At 39.9% G+C, this 17,356-nt stretch carries 18 protein-coding genes; 1 reads left to right on the top strand and 17 read right to left on the bottom strand.

Annotated features, from left to right (window positions below):
- Positions 1-266: hypothetical protein (locus tag B5F88_RS21080; RefSeq protein WP_204246233.1), on the bottom strand; the 266-nt coding region annotated here is incomplete at its 3' end.
- A 27-nt stretch (positions 267-293) separates the two neighbouring features.
- On the opposite strand from B5F88_RS21080, the gene B5F88_RS11930 reads away from it, so the two are divergent.
- Positions 294-1,370 carry a DUF6076 domain-containing protein gene (locus B5F88_RS11930; RefSeq protein ID WP_087346276.1) on the top strand — a complete coding sequence of 359 codons (1,077 nt, stop codon included), beginning with the start codon at positions 294-296 and terminating at the stop codon, positions 1,368-1,370.
- Positions 1,371-1,385: 15 nt separating this feature from the next.
- Here the strand turns inward: B5F88_RS11930 and B5F88_RS11925 are convergent, their stop codons facing one another.
- The 16 genes from B5F88_RS11925 to B5F88_RS11850 are packed head-to-tail and all read right to left on the bottom strand — an operon-like array spanning position 1,386 to position 17,356.
- Positions 1,386-2,159: an ABC transporter ATP-binding protein gene (locus B5F88_RS11925; RefSeq protein WP_087346273.1), complete on the bottom strand. Its 774-nt coding sequence runs from the start codon at positions 2,157-2,159 to the stop codon at positions 1,386-1,388.
- A 12-nt stretch (positions 2,160-2,171) separates the two neighbouring features.
- Complete coding sequence (locus B5F88_RS11920; protein WP_087346270.1) at positions 2,172-2,939, bottom strand: ABC transporter permease; 768 nt, start codon at positions 2,937-2,939, stop codon at positions 2,172-2,174.
- A gap of 17 nt (positions 2,940-2,956) precedes the next feature.
- Positions 2,957-4,012 carry a dTDP-glucose 4,6-dehydratase gene (gene rfbB / locus B5F88_RS11915; RefSeq protein ID WP_087346267.1) on the bottom strand — a complete coding sequence of 352 codons (1,056 nt, stop codon included), beginning with the start codon at positions 4,010-4,012 and terminating at the stop codon, positions 2,957-2,959.
- 9 nt (positions 4,013-4,021) lie between these two features.
- Positions 4,022-5,218, bottom strand: a complete 1,197-nt coding sequence (locus B5F88_RS11910; protein WP_204246232.1) for an ATP-grasp domain-containing protein — start codon at positions 5,216-5,218, stop codon at positions 4,022-4,024.
- 4 nt (positions 5,219-5,222) lie between these two features.
- Positions 5,223-6,107 carry a glucose-1-phosphate thymidylyltransferase RfbA gene (gene rfbA / locus B5F88_RS11905; protein WP_087346264.1) on the bottom strand — a complete coding sequence of 295 codons (885 nt, stop codon included), beginning with the start codon at positions 6,105-6,107 and terminating at the stop codon, positions 5,223-5,225.
- A 15-nt stretch (positions 6,108-6,122) separates the two neighbouring features.
- On the bottom strand, positions 6,123-7,217 hold the full coding sequence (locus tag B5F88_RS11900; protein WP_087346261.1) for a DegT/DnrJ/EryC1/StrS family aminotransferase: 1,095 nt from the start codon (positions 7,215-7,217) through the stop codon (positions 6,123-6,125).
- Positions 7,214-7,774 (bottom strand): dTDP-4-dehydrorhamnose 3,5-epimerase, encoded by a 561-nt coding sequence (gene rfbC / locus B5F88_RS11895; protein WP_087346259.1) that lies wholly within the window; start codon positions 7,772-7,774, stop codon positions 7,214-7,216. The genes B5F88_RS11900 and rfbC overlap by 4 nt, the downstream gene beginning before the upstream one ends.
- Positions 7,775-7,802: 28 nt before the next feature.
- Positions 7,803-8,270, bottom strand: coding sequence for an HAD-IIIA family hydrolase (locus B5F88_RS11890; RefSeq protein ID WP_087346255.1), 468 nt, complete (start codon positions 8,268-8,270; stop codon positions 7,803-7,805).
- Positions 8,271-8,274: 4 nt separating this feature from the next.
- The gene (locus B5F88_RS11885) at positions 8,275-8,934 is read right to left on the bottom strand and encodes a ribulose-phosphate 3-epimerase (protein ID WP_087346252.1); all 660 of its coding nucleotides are present in this window, start codon (positions 8,932-8,934) and stop codon (positions 8,275-8,277) included.
- The gene (locus B5F88_RS11880; protein ID WP_087346249.1) at positions 8,931-9,836 is read right to left on the bottom strand and encodes a type I phosphomannose isomerase catalytic subunit; all 906 of its coding nucleotides are present in this window, start codon (positions 9,834-9,836) and stop codon (positions 8,931-8,933) included. The genes B5F88_RS11885 and B5F88_RS11880 overlap by 4 nt, the downstream gene beginning before the upstream one ends.
- Positions 9,833-10,648 (bottom strand): 3-deoxy-8-phosphooctulonate synthase, encoded by an 816-nt coding sequence (gene kdsA / locus B5F88_RS11875; protein ID WP_087346246.1) that lies wholly within the window; start codon positions 10,646-10,648, stop codon positions 9,833-9,835. Before kdsA ends, B5F88_RS11880 begins: the two co-directional genes overlap by 4 nt.
- 3 nt (positions 10,649-10,651) lie before the next feature.
- Entirely contained in the window at positions 10,652-11,305 is a 654-nt protein-coding gene (locus B5F88_RS11870; RefSeq protein ID WP_087346243.1) for an HAD family hydrolase, read from the bottom strand.
- Complete coding sequence (locus B5F88_RS11865; RefSeq protein WP_087346240.1) at positions 11,302-12,393, bottom strand: acyltransferase; 1,092 nt, start codon at positions 12,391-12,393, stop codon at positions 11,302-11,304. Before B5F88_RS11865 ends, B5F88_RS11870 begins: the two co-directional genes overlap by 4 nt.
- Positions 12,390-15,059 (bottom strand): glycosyltransferase, encoded by a 2,670-nt coding sequence (locus B5F88_RS11860; RefSeq protein WP_087346238.1) that lies wholly within the window; start codon positions 15,057-15,059, stop codon positions 12,390-12,392. The genes B5F88_RS11865 and B5F88_RS11860 overlap by 4 nt, the downstream gene beginning before the upstream one ends.
- Before the next feature lie 29 nt (positions 15,060-15,088).
- Positions 15,089-16,384 carry an ATP-grasp domain-containing protein gene (locus B5F88_RS11855; RefSeq protein ID WP_140402106.1) on the bottom strand — a complete coding sequence of 432 codons (1,296 nt, stop codon included), beginning with the start codon at positions 16,382-16,384 and terminating at the stop codon, positions 15,089-15,091.
- 3 nt (positions 16,385-16,387) lie between these two features.
- Positions 16,388-17,356, bottom strand: coding sequence for a hypothetical protein (locus tag B5F88_RS11850; protein ID WP_087346231.1), 969 nt, complete (start codon positions 17,354-17,356; stop codon positions 16,388-16,390).

Genomic DNA, 17,356 nt, shown 5'->3' with positions numbered 1-17,356 from the left:
ATGCGCAAGCGCAAGGGCATCCCTGAGTAATCCCCCGCATGGCGGCCCGGTGCACCACGCCCGCGGCCGCCATGCACCATTTCCGCGGAAGCAGTGCACCATTCCAGCGCTGGTGATGCACCATCATCTGCGGTCAAGCTGCACTTTTTGAGCGGCGTACGCATATTATTTTCTGCTGATTCATTTTCTACCTTCAGCTTAGCATACTTCTTGACATTTGAAAATAGGTAATATATCATTTCAGTACATACACTATACCGCTGCAACTAGATTCTCTACTGGAGGGAACCAATATGGCTGTTTTGGGGAAGGATCTGTTTGACCTGGGCCGCCCAGACACCCACACCAAAATTCAATTTGGCGACAGGGGTTATTGGGTGGAGCTGAACGCCGACTGTCTGCCTTATGGAACGATCCTTACGGAAATCCTCAACTTCCAAATGGAGGATTACTGCGCCAAGCTGGCCGCTGTGGAGCAGGCCGTCGCCGCCCGGAATCGGGCGCAGCTTTCCCGGCCGCTGTGGGAACTGATGGATACCTTTACGGCCCTGCCTCTCTACCGCCTGTATGTTGAGGAACCATGGACTGCGGAACCAGACCTTTTCCATCAACTGTTTGGAGCCGGTGTGGACATGGTGATGGCCAAACAGGTATTAAAAAAACCGGACGTATTTTTACAGAAATACGTCCGGGCCAGAGATGACATTTTATATATTCAGAAGCGCTATGGCTGGTTTCTGGAGTCCCTGTTTGAGGGACAGCCCTTTGAAAAGAAAAAGGGCCAGAGGAAACTTCCTCTGGCCCAACAACTTGCTGACCAATTTTTGGACGCTTTTGTCAGCGGCGTCAGCCTGGGGGAGGACATCCAAGTGGACGCCCCCCAGGTAAACATTCAGTATGCCGTGCTCCAGCAAGACGGTCAGCCGCCGGAGCTGGTGGAGAAGATGTACTTTGACCGCCTGCTGGACTTTGTCTACGTGGAGCTGATGCGGGGCTTACAGAAGGGCTATGTCCCCAAGCGCTGCGCCAACTGTGGCCGCTGGTTTCTCCAATTCCCCGGCGCAACCTACGCCTACTGCGGCGGTCCGGCTCCCGGTCAGGAGGGTAAGACCTGCCGGGAGGTGGGAGCCTCTGCCAATTTCCAAGAGAAGGTGCGCAACAACGAGATCTGGAAGCTGCACCAGCGATCCTACAAAAAATACTTTGCCCGTACCCGCAAGGGCACCATGAGCAAGCCGGACTTTGAAGCCTGGGCCCGGGAGGCGGAGCAGCTTCGGGATGAGGCACTCACCAACTACGAGAACGCCGTAACCCCAGAGGCGCAGAGGCGTATTCTGGTGGAACTGAGGACAGCGTTGAATCGCAGGTAGCCCGCTCTCCGGTATCTATCCCACAATCTTTCCGTTAGCATCCAGCTTCAGCTTGCCGTCCAGCATCGCCTGGTACTGGTCGCAGATGCCCTCCACGTCGTCGCCGAAGGTAACCTGATTCCCCTTGTGCAGCCATAGAATCTTGCTGCACATCTCCCGCACCTGCTGGATAGAGTGAGACACCAGAATGGTGGTTGCACCACCCGTGATAATCTCCCGCATTTTGGTTTCGCTCTTCTTGCGGAAGGCTCCGTCACCCACCGACAACACCTCATCCAAAATCAGAATATCGGGCCTCACCAGGCTGGCAATGGAAAACGCCAACCTGCTTTTCATGCCGGAGGAAAGCTGCTTAAAGGGACGATCCTCAAACTCCTTCAGCTCGGCAAAGTCAATAATTTGCTTATAGGTCTCATCCATGAATTTCCGGGTGTAACCCAACATAGCCCCCCGGAGGTAGGTATTCTCCCGGACTGTCAAGTCTCCGTCAAAGCCGCTGCCCAGTTCCAACAGCGCGGCAATGTTTCCTTGCCGCTTTACCCAGCCACGGGTGGGCTCCATGATACCGGAGACCACCTTTAGAAGGGTTGATTTTCCTGCCCCGTTTGTACCGATAATCCCCAGCATCTCCCCTTTCTCCAGGGAAAAGCTGATGTGTCGGTCTGCCCAAAATTCCACCACATGGTAATTCCGGGTCAGTCTGCGCATTACATACTCTTTCAACCCGATCTGCTTGAAATCACCCGTCATATAGCGGATGGACACGTCATGTACTTCCAGAATACTCATGCCTGTCCTCCGTTACACATAGTATAGGAACCGGGTGTTATACTTCTTGTACATCCAGCAACCCAAGCCCAGTACACTTACTACCCAACCAGCCATTAAAAGATGAAACCATCCACTTGGCACAGTGGACTCAATAACAATTTCGCGAAAATAGCAAATAAACAAATATATCGGATTAAGCAGGAACAAATTCTGGGTCATCTGTGGATAGCCATCAATGTTATAGAAAATAGCAGACATATACATCAGTAGCATAGTAAATACGTCATACAGGTACTGGATATCCCGGAAAAAAACAAACAGTGCTGACAAGATCATACCCAGACCGACATTAAATAAGATTAGCCCAACAATAGGGTAAATCAGGCAAAAAAACTTCCAAGTAAAAGGTAAACCATCAGCGGCAACAAACGCAAAAAAAACGATGAGTATTAATCCGAAATTGATCAGTGCCTGTACATTACGAGAAAGCAGAAACAGATACTTGGGTACATTTACCTTAGTAAAGATCCCCGCATTACCCATGATGGTGCCCATACCTCCCTTAGTAGCATCGCTAAAAAAGGAGAACACCAGATTGCCGCAGAAAATATAGATAATATAGTGGGGGGTATTGCGACCAAAAAACTGGGTAAACACCAAGGTCATGACGGCCAGTTGGAGCAAGGGGGAGAGAATACTCCACCCCATGCCTAAAATTGTGCGCTTGTATTTCTTCTTAAAATCTCGCTTTACCAATTCCTCAAAAAGGAATCGGTGTTGTTTTAGTTTTTGGAACATGAGTCTACTCCGTTATATTATTTCCCATACATCCTCTGATAATAGGACTGATACGCCCCTGAAGTAACGCGTTCCATCCACTTCTGATGGTCCAAATACCAGCGAATAGTCTGCTCCATGCCTTGCTCAAAGGAGTAAGCAGGCTTCCACCCAAGCTGAGAAGTAATCTTACTATTGTCTATAGCATAGCGCCTGTCATGTCCTGGGCGGTCCTTCACGTAAGTAATCAGCTCCTCACCCTTGCCTAGGCTGTGCAGCAGCAGCCGAACAATTTGGATATTAGCCTTTTCATTGTTTCCGCCGATGTTATACACCTCTCCAGCCGTGCCTCGCTCTAACACAGCGCAGATCGCAGAGCAGTGATCCTCCACATACAGCCAATCCCGTACCTGCATGCCGTCTCCATACACAGGCAGTGGTCGATTTTCCAAGCAATTATGGATCATCAAAGGAATGAGCTTTTCAGGAAACTGATACGGCCCATAATTGTTAGAACAGCGAGTGATATTTACTGGCAGGCCGTAGGTCTCATGATAGGCCCGGACGATCATGTCTGCCCCCGCTTTAGACGCAGAATAGGGGCTGTTGGGAGAAAGAGGCGTCAGTTCTGTAAACATCCCGGTGGTACCTAGAGCTCCGTACACCTCATCAGTAGATACTTGTAGATACTTTACACCAGATTTAAATTCACGAGAATATTTATTATCCGGCTCTATTTTCCAATAACTTTTGGCAACATCTAAAAGCGTTTGTGTACCAATAATATTGGTGGTCAAAAAAATTTCTGGCTCTACGACACTTCGATCTACATGAGATTCCGCAGCAAAGTGTACGACCGTATCAAATTCATATTCAGAAAAGAGTTTTTGAACCAGTTTACGGTCCCTCACATCACCCTTTACAAATATATAGCGGCTATCACCTTCAACAGAACTCAGATTTTCTAAATTGCCCGCATAGGTCACCAAGTCTAAATTAACCAACAATTCTATATTAAAATAACCCTTTAATATATAATGAATAAAATTTGACCCAATGAATCCGGCTCCACCGGTAACCAGAATCCGTTTCATAGCCACTCCTTACTGTACATTCACATGTACAAACTCACCTATTCGATTCATATAATACTCACACTGTTCTTGCGTATCAAAACGAAAAATCAATGTACCAATCGATGTATTCGCACCAACAAATTCTTCAATTGATTCATTCGCTTTTACCCACAAATTATTTTCAAATAAAAACACTTTTAGCTCATCTGCAAGATCAATGGATATAAAAACTCCACTTTTATTGCTATGGAGAATGACTTCCCCCCAATAGCCAATGCAGGGTCTCTGTGCAATATCAAGGTCCGTCTCACCCACTGCTGCTTTGACAGCATTTCGAATCAGATTCACACCTGTCGCATAATGCAAAACCTCAGATAATCGGTTTCCACCGCCGCGGGGTGTAAACTCCATAATATAAGGTTTTCCATCCCTTCCCACTCTTGTTTCAACATTATAAATCGATGTGCCTAATTTCAACAAAGAAATTAAACGTTGAAATTCATTTGCCAGTTCTTTTTGATTCTCCAGACTCATTTTAGATGGCCAGCTATATCCTGCAGGAGTATATGGATTTTGTGCACCTTCATCAAATTTTTGATTAGAAAATGATACAAATGCCATTTTTCCGTTTATAGAAAAACAATCTGTGTCAGAAGAATCACCAAGTTTCTCTATAAATTCTTCTATGATAAATCGTCCACTTATGGAAAACCTCAGTGCCTCATAAATCGCTTCCCGCAACTTATCCGGAGAGTTTACTTTTGTAACACCTTTACTTCCTGCAGAATCTACAGGTTTTACGATTACTGGCCACTGAAATCGTCCAGCATCCGAAATCGCTTCATCTATACTTTCATATCCAGCAGAGGCAGGAACATTAAATCCATTCTCTTTTAAAAAACGCCGAAATTTATCTTTATTTTGCAGTATTTCCACAGAAGAATAAGGACAAGTCGGTAATCCTAGTTGTTCGCACACATAGGCCGCAGTAGTAACGCCAGGATCTGTAGCAAAGGACATCACACCATCAACATATAGTTCCCGCGCTAGTTGTAATACTTTTTCTTTATCTATAATGCTTACATTATGGTATTCATCGGAATATTTGTGAGCAATATTTTCGGGGAGATAATCGCATGTAATTACATAATAGCCCAGTTCATGCGCTTCTTTTATAACTGGCACCAGATATCTTGAACCGCCTAGCAATAATATCCGCTTCATCACATCACCTATGATACATTGTTGATTCCTCGGCCACAGACAAAATATACTGTCCATATTCCGTCATTTTCAATTTACTTCCAAGCCTTTTCAATGCTTCAAGAGAAATAAAACCCCTTCTCCATGCAATTTCCTCTAAACAAGCAATGTACATTCCCTGTCGGTTCTGTATTGCCTCAATAAATTGTGCTGCCTTCAACATTCCTTGGGGAGTTCCTGTATCCAGCCACGCCATACCACGTCCCATAAGTTCTACATGCAGCTTTCCTTCTTTGAGGTAAGCATTATTTACTGCTGTTATTTCCAATTCACCCCTGGCAGACGGCTTTATCTGCTTTGCTATTTCTACTACCTTGGAATCATAAAAGTATAGGCCAGGAACTGCATAGTTTGATTTCGGACGTGTAGGCTTTTCTTCAATAGACAATACCATTCCGTCATCAGAAAACTCCACAACACCAAAATCTTTTGGGTTTTTTACTGGATATCCAAAAATTGTGGCGCCTGTCTTCCTTGCAATCGCATTTTGTAGCATCAATGTCAAATTTGATCCATAAAATATATTATCACCCAAAACCAAACAGACCTGACTATTCCCAATGAATGACTCACCAAGAATAAATGCGTGAGCAAGACCTGCAGGCCTTTCTTGAATACAATAAGAAATTTTAATACCCAAATGACTGCCATCTCCAAGCAGACGCTTGTAAATTGCAATATCTTCTGGTGTGGTGATCAGCAAAATATCACGGATACCCCCCAACATTAAAACAGAGATTGGATAATAAACCATGGGTTTATCATACAAAGGAAGGATCTGTTTAGACGTGGCCAAAGTCATTGGATATAATCTAGTTCCTCGTCCACCTGCAAGTACAATCCCTTTCATCAGAAAACCTCCTGATTACTTCAAAATCACATCACACACGCGGTCTACATCCGCTATGGTCATATCAGCATACAATGGCAATGTTAAAACATGTGTGGCGTAAAACTGTGCGATCGGTGTTTCCTGTAAGCAATATTTCCCCTTATAGCATTCTGCCATATTTACAGCAGGATAAAAATAACGGCGCGCAGTAATTCCCTGCTCAGCTAAAATTGTAAGCACTTGCTCTCGATCGTACTTATAACCATCAAATATAACTGGAAAATAGGCATAATTATACTTTACGCCTTCCTGTGGCTTAATTAAAGTAATTCCGTTAATGCCAGACAATTTTTCCCTATAACGATCACTTGCCAATTTGCGCTTTTCTATTTCGCCATCTACATAACGCAAATTACAAATTCCCATTGCAGCCTCAAATTCATTCATTCTGGCATTAGTTCCAATATACCCAATTGTATCGTTTCCGGTAAAACCAAAATTTGTAATACTATCTATGGCACTAAATTCTGTTGTATTAGGATACGTCACTATGCCGCCTTCGATTGTATGGAATACCTTAGTTGCGTGAGTACTAAACATGGCTGCGTCGCCGTAATTTCCAACCCCTATACCATCCAAGCTCTCTCCAAATGCATGTGCGGCGTCATAAATAACTTTTAGATTGTACTTTTTTGCAATTTCCTCAATCTCATGCACATGGCACAGATATCCATAAACATGTGTAGCTACAATCGCGCAAGTATTTTCATTGATCAATGTTTCTATTTTTTGCGGATCAATGGTTAAATCCTCTGGTAAAATATCGCAAAACACAGGTATCAGGCCATTTCTGACAATTGCATGCGACGTAGAAATATGGGTAAATGGAGTGGTTATTACTTCTCCCGAAAGGTTCAACGCCTGTAATGTCACTTCCATTGCAACATGGCCATTTGCAAACAGTGCCACATTCGGAACACCCATATAATGCTTTAATTCACACTCAAACTGGCGATGAAGGGTACCACGATTAGAAAGCCAGCGGCTATCCCACATTCCTTTAATAATTTCAACATACTCTTCAAAGGGCGGCATAGAAGACCTAGTTACAGGAATATTCTTTTTCATAATTCATCCTCTTTTATTTTAAAGCTGCAATCAGAGTCCTGAAGTAATGGTGCATTCAAATCTTTTTCAGATAAAATCATCATTTCATCAGGGAAAGGCCATTCAATTGCTAATTGCGGATCTTTCCATAAGATCGAACGTTCGGCCTCTTTTGAGTAGAAGGAGTCCACTTTATATTGAATTTCCGATATATCTGTCAGTGAGACCACAGCATGTCCGAAACCTTTTGGAATATAAATCTGCTTAAAATTATCTGCACTTAACTCTACGCATATCCATTTTAAATATGTAGGCGAATCCATACGCAAATCAATAGCATAGTCCATAACTTGGCCAGCTGTACAACGTATAAGCTTAGATTGTGCAACTGGGTTATTTTGAAAGTGGATCCCTCGCAAAACACCCTTTTGAGTAGATCTAATGTGGTTTTCTTGTACAAATTTATTTTTAACTCCTAAATGTTTCTGCAAGGTTTTCTCAGAAAAGCTTTCCATAAACCAGCCTCTATAATCTCTAAAAACATCGGGAGTAAACAGCATTACTCCATTCAGAGGCATACACTCTACATTCACAATTTGTCACCCTCTAATTTTTTACAAGCCATTCAATATACTCCCGAACCGCGCCTTCTCCACCCCTAGCTTTACAAATGTAATCGCAAATCTGTTGAACTTCTGGGACTGCATCGCAGGGGCATCCTCTGTTTCCGCATACATTCATGCAAGGCAGGTCAAGTACATCATCTCCAATATAGGCCACTTCGCTCAAAGTGCAATTATACTTCTTTATTACCTGAAGCATAGTAGCTAATTTTTCATGTTTCCCCTGATGCAATTCTTTAATTCCAAGTTCTTTAGCTCTATTTTCAACAATTTTAGATGTACGACCGGTTATAATAACAGGAATAATATTGTAGCGTGGCAAAATTTCATGAATGCCATAGCCGTCCTTAATATCAAACGCCTTAAAACATTCATGATCATTTCCCATATAGATCTTACCATCTGTTAATGTTCCATCAACATCCATGACCAGCAGCTTAATCGTATTCATCCTATCATTTCCTCTCGGTCAATTCTCGTAATTTTTGAAATATTTCTTTATATCCCCCTTCTTTTCCAAACAAAGCTGCCGTACCCAAAACAAATCCATCCACTCCTTTTGCATTCCATTCCGCAATTAATTCCGCAGAACAGGCACCGTCGATAGAGATGTTGAGGCTTAATTCTCGCTTCAATTGAACAAGTCGTTCAATTTTTTGACTGACATAGGGAAGATATAGCTGCCCAGCATGGCCAGGATTTACTCCCATTACCATCACATGCTTTACTACATTTAAAAGTTCAACGCAGCTCTCAATAGATGTACCTGGGCTGAGTACTATTCCCGGTTCAACTCCATTATCAATAATTTTTTGCAGTACAGTAGATGGATGATAAGTTGATTCAGGGTGAATGTAAATAATAGAAGCTCCTACCTTTGCAAAAAGTTCAATATAATTGCAAGGTTCCAAAATCATAAGATGAATATCAGATTTTATATGCGCATTTTCACAAACACATTTTATGTCGCCTAAACCCATTGCAAAATTAGGAACAAAACGGCCATCCATAATATCCAAGTGAAAACGATCTGCTCCTGCTTCTTCTAATAATTCAATTTCTCGAAGCAAATTGTCGTACTTCGCACACATTAGCGATGGCATAAGGATGCTCATTGGATATCACCCCTCAGTTTTGCAATAAATCCAAGTTTAATATCAGCACCTGTGATTTCCTCTCCTGGCCAAAGAAGAACAGACATTCCTAATCTAATCGCAACTCCGTCACATTCAGCTTTTCCAAATACTAAGGTAAAGCATTCAAGAGTGCTGCTCAAATTTTTATAGGAAGAAGTATTTGAAATCTTTTTCGTGATATAGGTCTCTTCCCAAATCTCACCACCATCTGGGTAATGTTTTATTAAGGATTTTTGGAAAATGTCTAACGCTTTTGAAGCCTTATCTATATGCAACTCTCGTTTCTTTCCCTGTCCATCAATGCGATCATAATCATAAAATCGATATGTGAAGTCTGCTCCTTCTTCGATTTCATAAACTAGGCTTCCGGCCGTAATTGAATGAAGCGTACCAGGATGAACAAACACGTAATCCCCTACAGAAACAGGAAGCGTGTCTACCATTTCAAGGTACTTTCTTTTAGAAAGCATTTCTTCCTTCTCGTCTTCATTTTGGCAAACACATCCATTCATAATGTAGCCATCATAAGGCGCTTCAAGAAAATACCATGACTCTCTTTTACCCCGCGCACAATGCTCAAGTATGCTAGCTGTTTCATCATTTGGATGCACTTGTATGCTTAAGTTACTATCTGCTTCAGTAAGTGCTATGGTAAGAGGGAAGTATGGGTATGCGTCCATGCCAAACTCTTCTCGCCATAGCGGAAACACTTCATTCAGCGTTTTCCCAGCATACTTACCATTTAGGATTGTGTTAGATATTTCTTCTCGGCAATACACAGAATAAAGATGTCCTATTTTTTTACAATTTGTCTTTAAATATCGAGCTAACCGCTCCCCTCCCCATATAGTTTTATGGCAAATAGTATCTAGCACAATCATTCACATTCTCCTAAACATGTGTATTTCTGATTGATTTTGTTAATATCGATCAACTGTTGAAGAAGTAGGTCCAGCATATCCAATCGTAACATACAACTGCCGTCACACAGAGCATTGTCCGGATCATTATGCACTTCCATAAACAGCCCATCAATAACCCCTGTGGCCATTGCAGCTTTTGCCAAATACGGAACATATTCACGTTTACCGCTATTACCATAATTAAATCCGCCGCCACTAATTTGTACACTATGCGTTGCGTCAAATATAACAGGATAGCCAAATTTAGCTAAGCGAACAAGGCCTGCCATATCTACAATCAAGTTATTATAGCCAAAACACGTTCCTCGCTCACAAAGCATAAAGTTTCTATTTTGAAAATACTCTAGCTTTTCTACCACGTTCGACATCTCTTCTGGACTCATAAATTGAGCTTTCTTAACATTTATAAGTTTTCCAGTTTTAGCCGCTGCATTTAGTAGATCAGTCTGTCGGCAAAGAAATGCGGGAATCTGAATAATATCTGCCACTTCAGCAACAGGCGCAGCTTGCCAAGGTTCATGAATATCGGTGGCAATTTTTACATGAAGTTCTCTTTTAATCCTTTCTAGAATACGCAGCCCCTCTTTCAGCCCGGGGCCACGATAATTTATCGCTTTAGTACGATTTGCCTTATCCCAAGAGGCCTTAAAATAAAAATTAAAATCATATTTCTGGACGATTTTTTTTATTTCGCTAGCAAGAAAATACGCATTTTCTTCCGATTCAATAACACAGGGCCCAGCAATTAAAACCAAATCCTTTTTATCCATTAGTTATTCTCCCTTCAGTTCAAAAAGTTTTTGAGCAAAGAGATAATCCTCCTTAGTATCAATATCCACGGCCTCTAAGTCATCTACAAATTGAATATATGGTTTGAAGCCTATTCGACGTTTATGCCCAATCCAAACTTGCTTTTTAAAAGCAAAAAATCCGCTAGTTTCTATAACCACCGGTTCAATATCCTGTGTTCGTGGAATCTTTTCCGGCAAATAATTAAGTGGTTTTCCACCATACCACGCGAAGGTCCTTAACGCCTGGGCTGCAAATGCGGAATCATATCCTTCTAATAGAATTTTTTCCACACCAGAATCAATGGATTCCGCCCGAATAAAAGGGGCCGTTGTCAGCGCTGCTACATATATATCTGCGTCTACCTCATTTATAAAAGCGCTATATGTATCTTGTGCCCTGATCAGATCACCATCAAGCCAAGTTTCTCGCTTTCTAAAACGTAACCTTTCATCATGAGGAACATAATCCATCACCCGTTCTTCACTGCAATATATGTAAATTTCATCAATGGTCTTACAGTTAAGAAGGGTATTGCAGATATGCCAGCATAGCGGATGTTTACCCAATGGTAAAATATTTTTGTTTGCCAGACGTTGACTGTTTAATTTGATTGTGACAAATGCAACTACTTTCATATGTTGTATCCTTCTTTTCTACTTAAATACATCTTAGAGATATCTTGCTTTAAACGATCAACTAGTTTTTTGGCAAAAATTACACCAACAGTACTTCCCAAATAGAAGGGGATTCCATACAAAATAGATTGCCCAGGCAGTTCTGCTATAGCAATAACCTGATTCATGGCGGCTTTTATAAACATATGCCATAAGAAAATATATAAAGAATATTTTCCGCACAAAACAAGCGGATTTGACCATCTTTTACTGAATTTGGCTACGCTAGTTTGCAAATAGGACACAAGTATCCAAATCAGCCAAATCAATAAAAAACCTTCTGCCATAGAATCCAACCCGGGCGGATTTCCTCCTCCAAATATCTGTTCTAATTTCATATGCATATCAGGAGCCATCTTGAGCGAGGAAATCCACACTAATACTAATCCTAAAGCTGGAAAAATTTCAAATATATTTGTTCCTGCTTTTTTCTGCTCATAGTTACATAGCTTAGCGCCAAATAACATTCCAATAATAAACACCCATCCATATGTCCCGCCCATAAAATATTGTCCTGCACCGTAAATAGGAAGCATATAGGTAAATTTAAGAAAACCAAGGCATACAGGAAACGCAAAAATTGCTAACATACACCGGAGTAATCCCGTCCTACATCGGCAAACCAAATAATAAATAACTGGTGCAACTAAAATCAACTGTATGTATAGGGGCACAAAATACACCGGGTTTGAAATATTAAAGCCTATAATATACTGCCATAAAGTATATAAATCAAGCTCCTTTTTCCAAAGAAACAGAAAGCCGGCAGTAAATACAATATACGGAATAAAAATTGATAAAATCTTAGGTTTCCAGAATTTTACCCAAAGAATATGAGTAATATCTTCCCCCCTTTCTGTAGAAAAAATGGTACTTAATTTGATAAATGCATTGATCCCAGCGCAAAACACTAAAATTTGAACGCAACTCCGTGAAAGTTTAAAAAACAAATCAGAAGAGTAAACATAATTATTTGAATGGTTAATTAACACCATTAGTATGCCGATACCTTTTAAGATATCAATCTGTATATAGCGTTTCTGCCTCATTGACCATTCTCCGAATTATCTACATCCATATGTCTATTAGCTTCTAACTTTATAATCTTTTCTTCCAGTAACTGAATCCTTTCCATGAGCATATCAGCTTTCTGAGACACTTTTCCAATTTGATTATTTGTTGCATTTACGTTTCGCAGCATCAAATTAGATACATCCAAAATAGGTGAAAGACATTTACGTCTTGTCCACTTAATTATAGCTTTGCCCTTTCTCGGGAAAAAGAAAAAGACCGTCTTTATGGTACCCTTAAATTTTGTAATGACAGCCTTATCCCGTTGCTCTGCCATAGCATCTAATGTCCTACTGAATAGTTCGCGATAATATTCTGGCTGTCCGCTTTCTTCAATCATTTGATTTAGTACAATTTTTTGATTTTGAGAAATGTTGGGCCAACAATCTTCGACTGCATTTCTAAAAATCATTTCGCGGCGCTTATCAAAAAAAATCTCTTCATCAAATAGTGTTTTTGTTAATCCTTCTAGATTTTGAAGGTATCGAATCATACTCTGCTTGCGCGTAATGTCTCTTTTATATCTTGCAGCATGAGATGTTGTAGCGGTATCAATATATCTGTAGTTGCTCATAACTTCAGGCATACAGCGAATAGGGCCTAAAGCAACCAATATCATCGCTATAGAACGGTCACATTGCATACGATCTAATAAAATAAGGCTTTTAAGGTCTTCACTACAATTTAAATATATATTTCGGTATACCAGCGCACCTGTTTGACCTGGCAGCTGCCATATACCATCTTTTAAGTCTTCTAACGAGTAATCTCCAGTACTACGCTGTCCATTATTGATCTTAATATGCATGTGCGCCTTACCATATTGATTGACCCACTTACATGCGTGCGTACAACCGATATAGTCAGGATTCTCTTCAAGAAAAGAAATTTGCCTTTGTAGTTTATGAATATTTGTCCAATAATCATCTCCTTCTAGGTTGGCAATATATCTTCCGCGTGCTTTTTTAAACAATTCCCACGCATTTCTACTAGCACCGACGTTTTCTGTATGCAATACAGGCCTAATAATCGCAGGATATCGTTCAGCATATTCTCGTATAATATCTTGCGTATCGTCTGTAGAGGCATCATCACCCACTAGAATTTCTATACTATATTCCGTTTCCTGAGAAAGGATACTGTCTATTGCTTGACGCAAATATCTTTCATGATTATAAGTTAACATAATAACACTAACATCTACCACAACTGGCTCATCAGGGCAGGTAGCATCTATAGCCTCAACGCTTTCTTGTTGCACATCTTCTTCCATTTTACCAATATCATCATACTTGAAAGCATTAGACTCATCTTTATTCTCTATACCTAAAACTTTCTCTAATTCAACTCTTGGAAAAACCTCCAATGCTCCACCGCGTGTTGCATTGTATACAGCGATACCACGCTTGTCCATTTCCTTCTTCAAAAAAGAAAATGCATCAATTAATAGCTCTTGTGCTTTTTTTAATTGATTATATTCCAGGAGATTTGGACTTTTTTCATCGCTAAAATGTTGGCCATTGGTAATATAATCACAATCAGTACCCAAAAAATAAATTTCTGTAAACCCCATATGCTGTGCAAGGTTAGCACAGTAGCATGCGACTGTGCGCATATTGTAATATCCCCATACAGGGTCATCAGAATAGTGGAATTTAACTGCTTTATCCGATAATAAATGATTAAGATAGCAAAAAGGAATTTGTATCGTCTTTTTCCCCGCATTATATTTTTGCAGTTCTTTTTTAAGTCTCGTGGGGAAAAAATTTTCTTCTTTAGAAAACTCATCCAGATTAATTATATATCCTTTTTTTATATAATCAATGTACACATAGGGGTCACATAGCGCATAGTATGTTGGACGCCATGATGTATTTTTGTACATTTTAAATATACCATTAACACTAAATGTGATCTCATCCTTTAGCATCTCAACATCTTTTACACTAAGACTTGGGCCCGTTGCCACAATAAAGCATCGCTCCCCTTTATGTCGATCTTTAAGTGCACAAATTTTTTTCTGATCTTCTCCATAGAAACCAGGCATCCGCAATTTGCGCAATATGGCTGCAATGGGAAAAAATATATAGTTAGTAGCAAGACCATCTCTGTGAAAGAATTGGTATAAAAATACATAGCGAAATTTAATAATCGGGATTCGTAACATTACATTTTTCTTTTTAGTTTCCATTTCCACATAGCAGAAATAATCGGTAATTCCATTATCTTTTAAAAAATCGCTATATTCTTTTACATGATAGCTACTAGCAATCAAATATACATTATTACCACCATAGATATTCTTACGAAATGTACTAATATCTTTAATGGGCACATTACTATATTCTCTAACATTTTCAGTGCGATTAAACGTATATACGCATGCAATATCATAAGTATTTTCATATTTTTTAATAAAATATGGACATACTCCATCCAGACCTATTAGTATTAACCGCTTGCCTGAAATATTTTTTTGAAATTTATCCCATGTGCTTTGAGATGTAACCTTATCTTTAAATTTATCTCTATTGCTAATAATGGCATTAATCATCCTCGGATCAAGCCCGAATAACAAAATAGAGAACAATATTTTATCTACTTTTTTAAATGCTTTCTTTATAATCAAACCTAAAACTCTCATTTATTTTCCCTCTTTATTGCTTTTGTTCCTCAGAGTAAAGATTCATCAATCAAACATGCTGCAGCATCCACATCAAATACTGGAATGTTTAACCTTTCACGAACTTCTCGTCTTTCTATAAAGTAGTTATCAATTAAAACAGAGCCGTTCGGAGAAATATAATCTGCTTTACTGGCACCTGGAATAATGTGTATAATTTTATCAAAAAGATTCTCTGATATTCGATACTTAGCCAATGAATCATTGAGATCCCCGACATGTTTTGTCAGTAACACTACTTTTATACCCTTTTGAATGGATTGATAAATCAATTTAACAATTGTAGTATTCACAGCGCCATTTACAATCAAGGTATCGTCGAAATCAACATACAAAGTGTCATATTTATACCCAAACCGAAACGCAGTTTTAATACATCTCTCAATCTGCAAAGGATAATCATTAAACAAAATAGTGACATCCATACCCATCGCATCAAAAAGAGAAAGTGCCGGAAAATTTATACCAAGTTGTCGATAAAACACCATTGTACCAGCCATACGAACGGAGAATTCCATTAGCTTCATTACGCCGTTTTTATCTTCTTTAATTTGGAAAAACCATGCACCACGCAGTCTAAATTTCCTACTAATTATTTCAGCAATTCTGTAGATCTCATTGGTCAGCTCTTTTCTGCAAGATTGAAATGTAATTCCCATTCCAATCCGCTCACGGGTGCGGGGTCCCACAAACAAAAGCCTTCCATGGCGATCCGTAAAGCAATCTACAGTATATTCCATGCCAGGCAAATATTCGCACACGACCATGTTATTTAAGTCATTCTTTAGTCTCTCAAAGCCCTCTTTTGACTTAATTAAACATGCTCCTTTTGCACCTTCTCCAATATTAGGTTTTACAAAAACAGGAAACTCTAGATCACTATACGGAGCATGGTACACCGTAGGGACAAATGTCTCATCTTTCAACTCGTCAAACATGACTTGTTTATTTCGTGCAACATATGATGCCCATTTATTGGAACAGACCATCTCTGCATGCAACTGCTCTGCAACTTCTTCAAGATATAATGCAATCGTATCATGAGTCGGTATAATCCATTCAATCTCAAATGCATCCAGCATTTGGTTAAAGTTATGTATAAATTCAGGACTATTTATAAAAAAATTTCCTATGCAAAAATGATCCTTAGGATACAACATTTCTGCATAGTCTCTTTTTGAAGATGCCCCAAATACATTAAAGTGTAGATTGTATTTTAATGCTTCATAAATTTCCAAAGAATTTTCAGCACCAGCAGGAAAAATTAACACATTTGTCCTCTTCATAATTTACAAATTCCACCCACATATTTCATAAATTATATCCGTCATATACTCCATATCTGATAAAGTATAACGTTGGTCAATTGGAAGCCACACTATTTCCTCAGCGGTTCGCCATTCAGTAGAATATTTAGAAACGGGTATACTCAATTCGGGCCATAACTTGGGAACAAAAATCTTTCGTGAAATTAATTCATTCCGCAAATCTTTATGAGAAAACTGCAAAAGCGGGTACATAAACAGTCCCGCATGATTTTTCACTCTAATTTGATTATACTGATCCAACCTACGTTCCAAAAAGGATACATTCTCCACTCTTTTTGCTATACACCAATCATAGTCTACTGCTCTGAGTAGATTTTCAGTTATCGCAGACATCTTGCGAGGGCCTGCCTGGTCAATAATATCTTCATTTTTGCGGGAATCAATGTAGTACTTTTGAGCTCCTTCTTCAAATCTGCCAGCAAGGAATCCCAGCCGCGCAGCAGATAGGTCCTGGTCAAGTAAACTATACACAGCTTCATCTGCACTTGTGTACAAATATGCGCCATCAGGAACTCCAAAATATTTTCTACAACTATATACTGTGGTAACACCGTCTACTGGTCTCTGAAAAAATGATTGAATATTATCTACTATAATATTGTGGAAACGATCACGAAAATCGGCAATCATATCATTTTCAATCTGGCCAAAATAGTTTGCAATTAAAAGTGCTTCATCATCCTGAAGAGATTTGTCAAAAATCGGCATCCATTCCCGTGAAATAGGATACGTATCAACTCTAATGCCAGAAGCTCGCAGTGTATCAGCTACACTATTGCACAAATACGCAGGAATATATACTGTTCGCAGGTGTTTTACATTTGCTTCATAGGCTATTCCGTATCGAGCCGCATTAAAGCGCAGGGCTTTTTCATGATATTCACGCCCTTGAAAATTTTGCAGCTCAAAATAACCTCCAATTTCTATCAC

It is taken from the genome of Flavonifractor sp. An306, from assembly GCF_002159455.1.
Lineage (GTDB): Bacteria > Bacillota > Clostridia > Oscillospirales > Oscillospiraceae > Flavonifractor.
Note: the sequence above shows the minus strand (reverse complement) of the source record. Positions and strands in the feature narration are given on the sequence as shown.

Coding starts and splice junctions, on each gene's coding strand:
- B5F88_RS11865 (WP_087346240.1), bottom strand. CDS start 12,393: ATGAGGCAGAAACGCTATATACAGATTGATATCTTAAAAGGTATCGGC.
- B5F88_RS11880 (WP_087346249.1), bottom strand. CDS start 9,836: ATGATTGTGCTAGATACTATTTGCCATAAAACTATATGGGGAGGGGAG.
- B5F88_RS11870 (WP_087346243.1), bottom strand. CDS start 11,305: ATGAAAGTAGTTGCATTTGTCACAATCAAATTAAACAGTCAACGTCTG.
- B5F88_RS11930 (WP_087346276.1), top strand. CDS start 294: ATGGCTGTTTTGGGGAAGGATCTGTTTGACCTGGGCCGCCCAGACACC.
- B5F88_RS11885 (WP_087346252.1), bottom strand. CDS start 8,934: ATGAGCATCCTTATGCCATCGCTAATGTGTGCGAAGTACGACAATTTG.
- kdsA (WP_087346246.1), bottom strand. CDS start 10,648: ATGGATAAAAAGGATTTGGTTTTAATTGCTGGGCCCTGTGTTATTGAA.
- B5F88_RS11860 (WP_087346238.1), bottom strand. CDS start 15,059: ATGAGAGTTTTAGGTTTGATTATAAAGAAAGCATTTAAAAAAGTAGAT.
- B5F88_RS11920 (WP_087346270.1), bottom strand. CDS start 2,939: ATGTTCCAAAAACTAAAACAACACCGATTCCTTTTTGAGGAATTGGTA.
- B5F88_RS11890 (WP_087346255.1), bottom strand. CDS start 8,270: ATGAATACGATTAAGCTGCTGGTCATGGATGTTGATGGAACATTAACA.
- B5F88_RS11900 (WP_087346261.1), bottom strand. CDS start 7,217: ATGAAAAAGAATATTCCTGTAACTAGGTCTTCTATGCCGCCCTTTGAA.
- rfbB (WP_087346267.1), bottom strand. CDS start 4,012: ATGAAACGGATTCTGGTTACCGGTGGAGCCGGATTCATTGGGTCAAAT.
- B5F88_RS11910 (WP_204246232.1), bottom strand. CDS start 5,218: ATGAAGCGGATATTATTGCTAGGCGGTTCAAGATATCTGGTGCCAGTT.
- rfbC (WP_087346259.1), bottom strand. CDS start 7,774: ATGCCTCTGAATGGAGTAATGCTGTTTACTCCCGATGTTTTTAGAGAT.
- rfbA (WP_087346264.1), bottom strand. CDS start 6,107: ATGAAAGGGATTGTACTTGCAGGTGGACGAGGAACTAGATTATATCCA.
- B5F88_RS11925 (WP_087346273.1), bottom strand. CDS start 2,159: ATGAGTATTCTGGAAGTACATGACGTGTCCATCCGCTATATGACGGGT.
- B5F88_RS11855 (WP_140402106.1), bottom strand. CDS start 16,384: ATGAAGAGGACAAATGTGTTAATTTTTCCTGCTGGTGCTGAAAATTCT.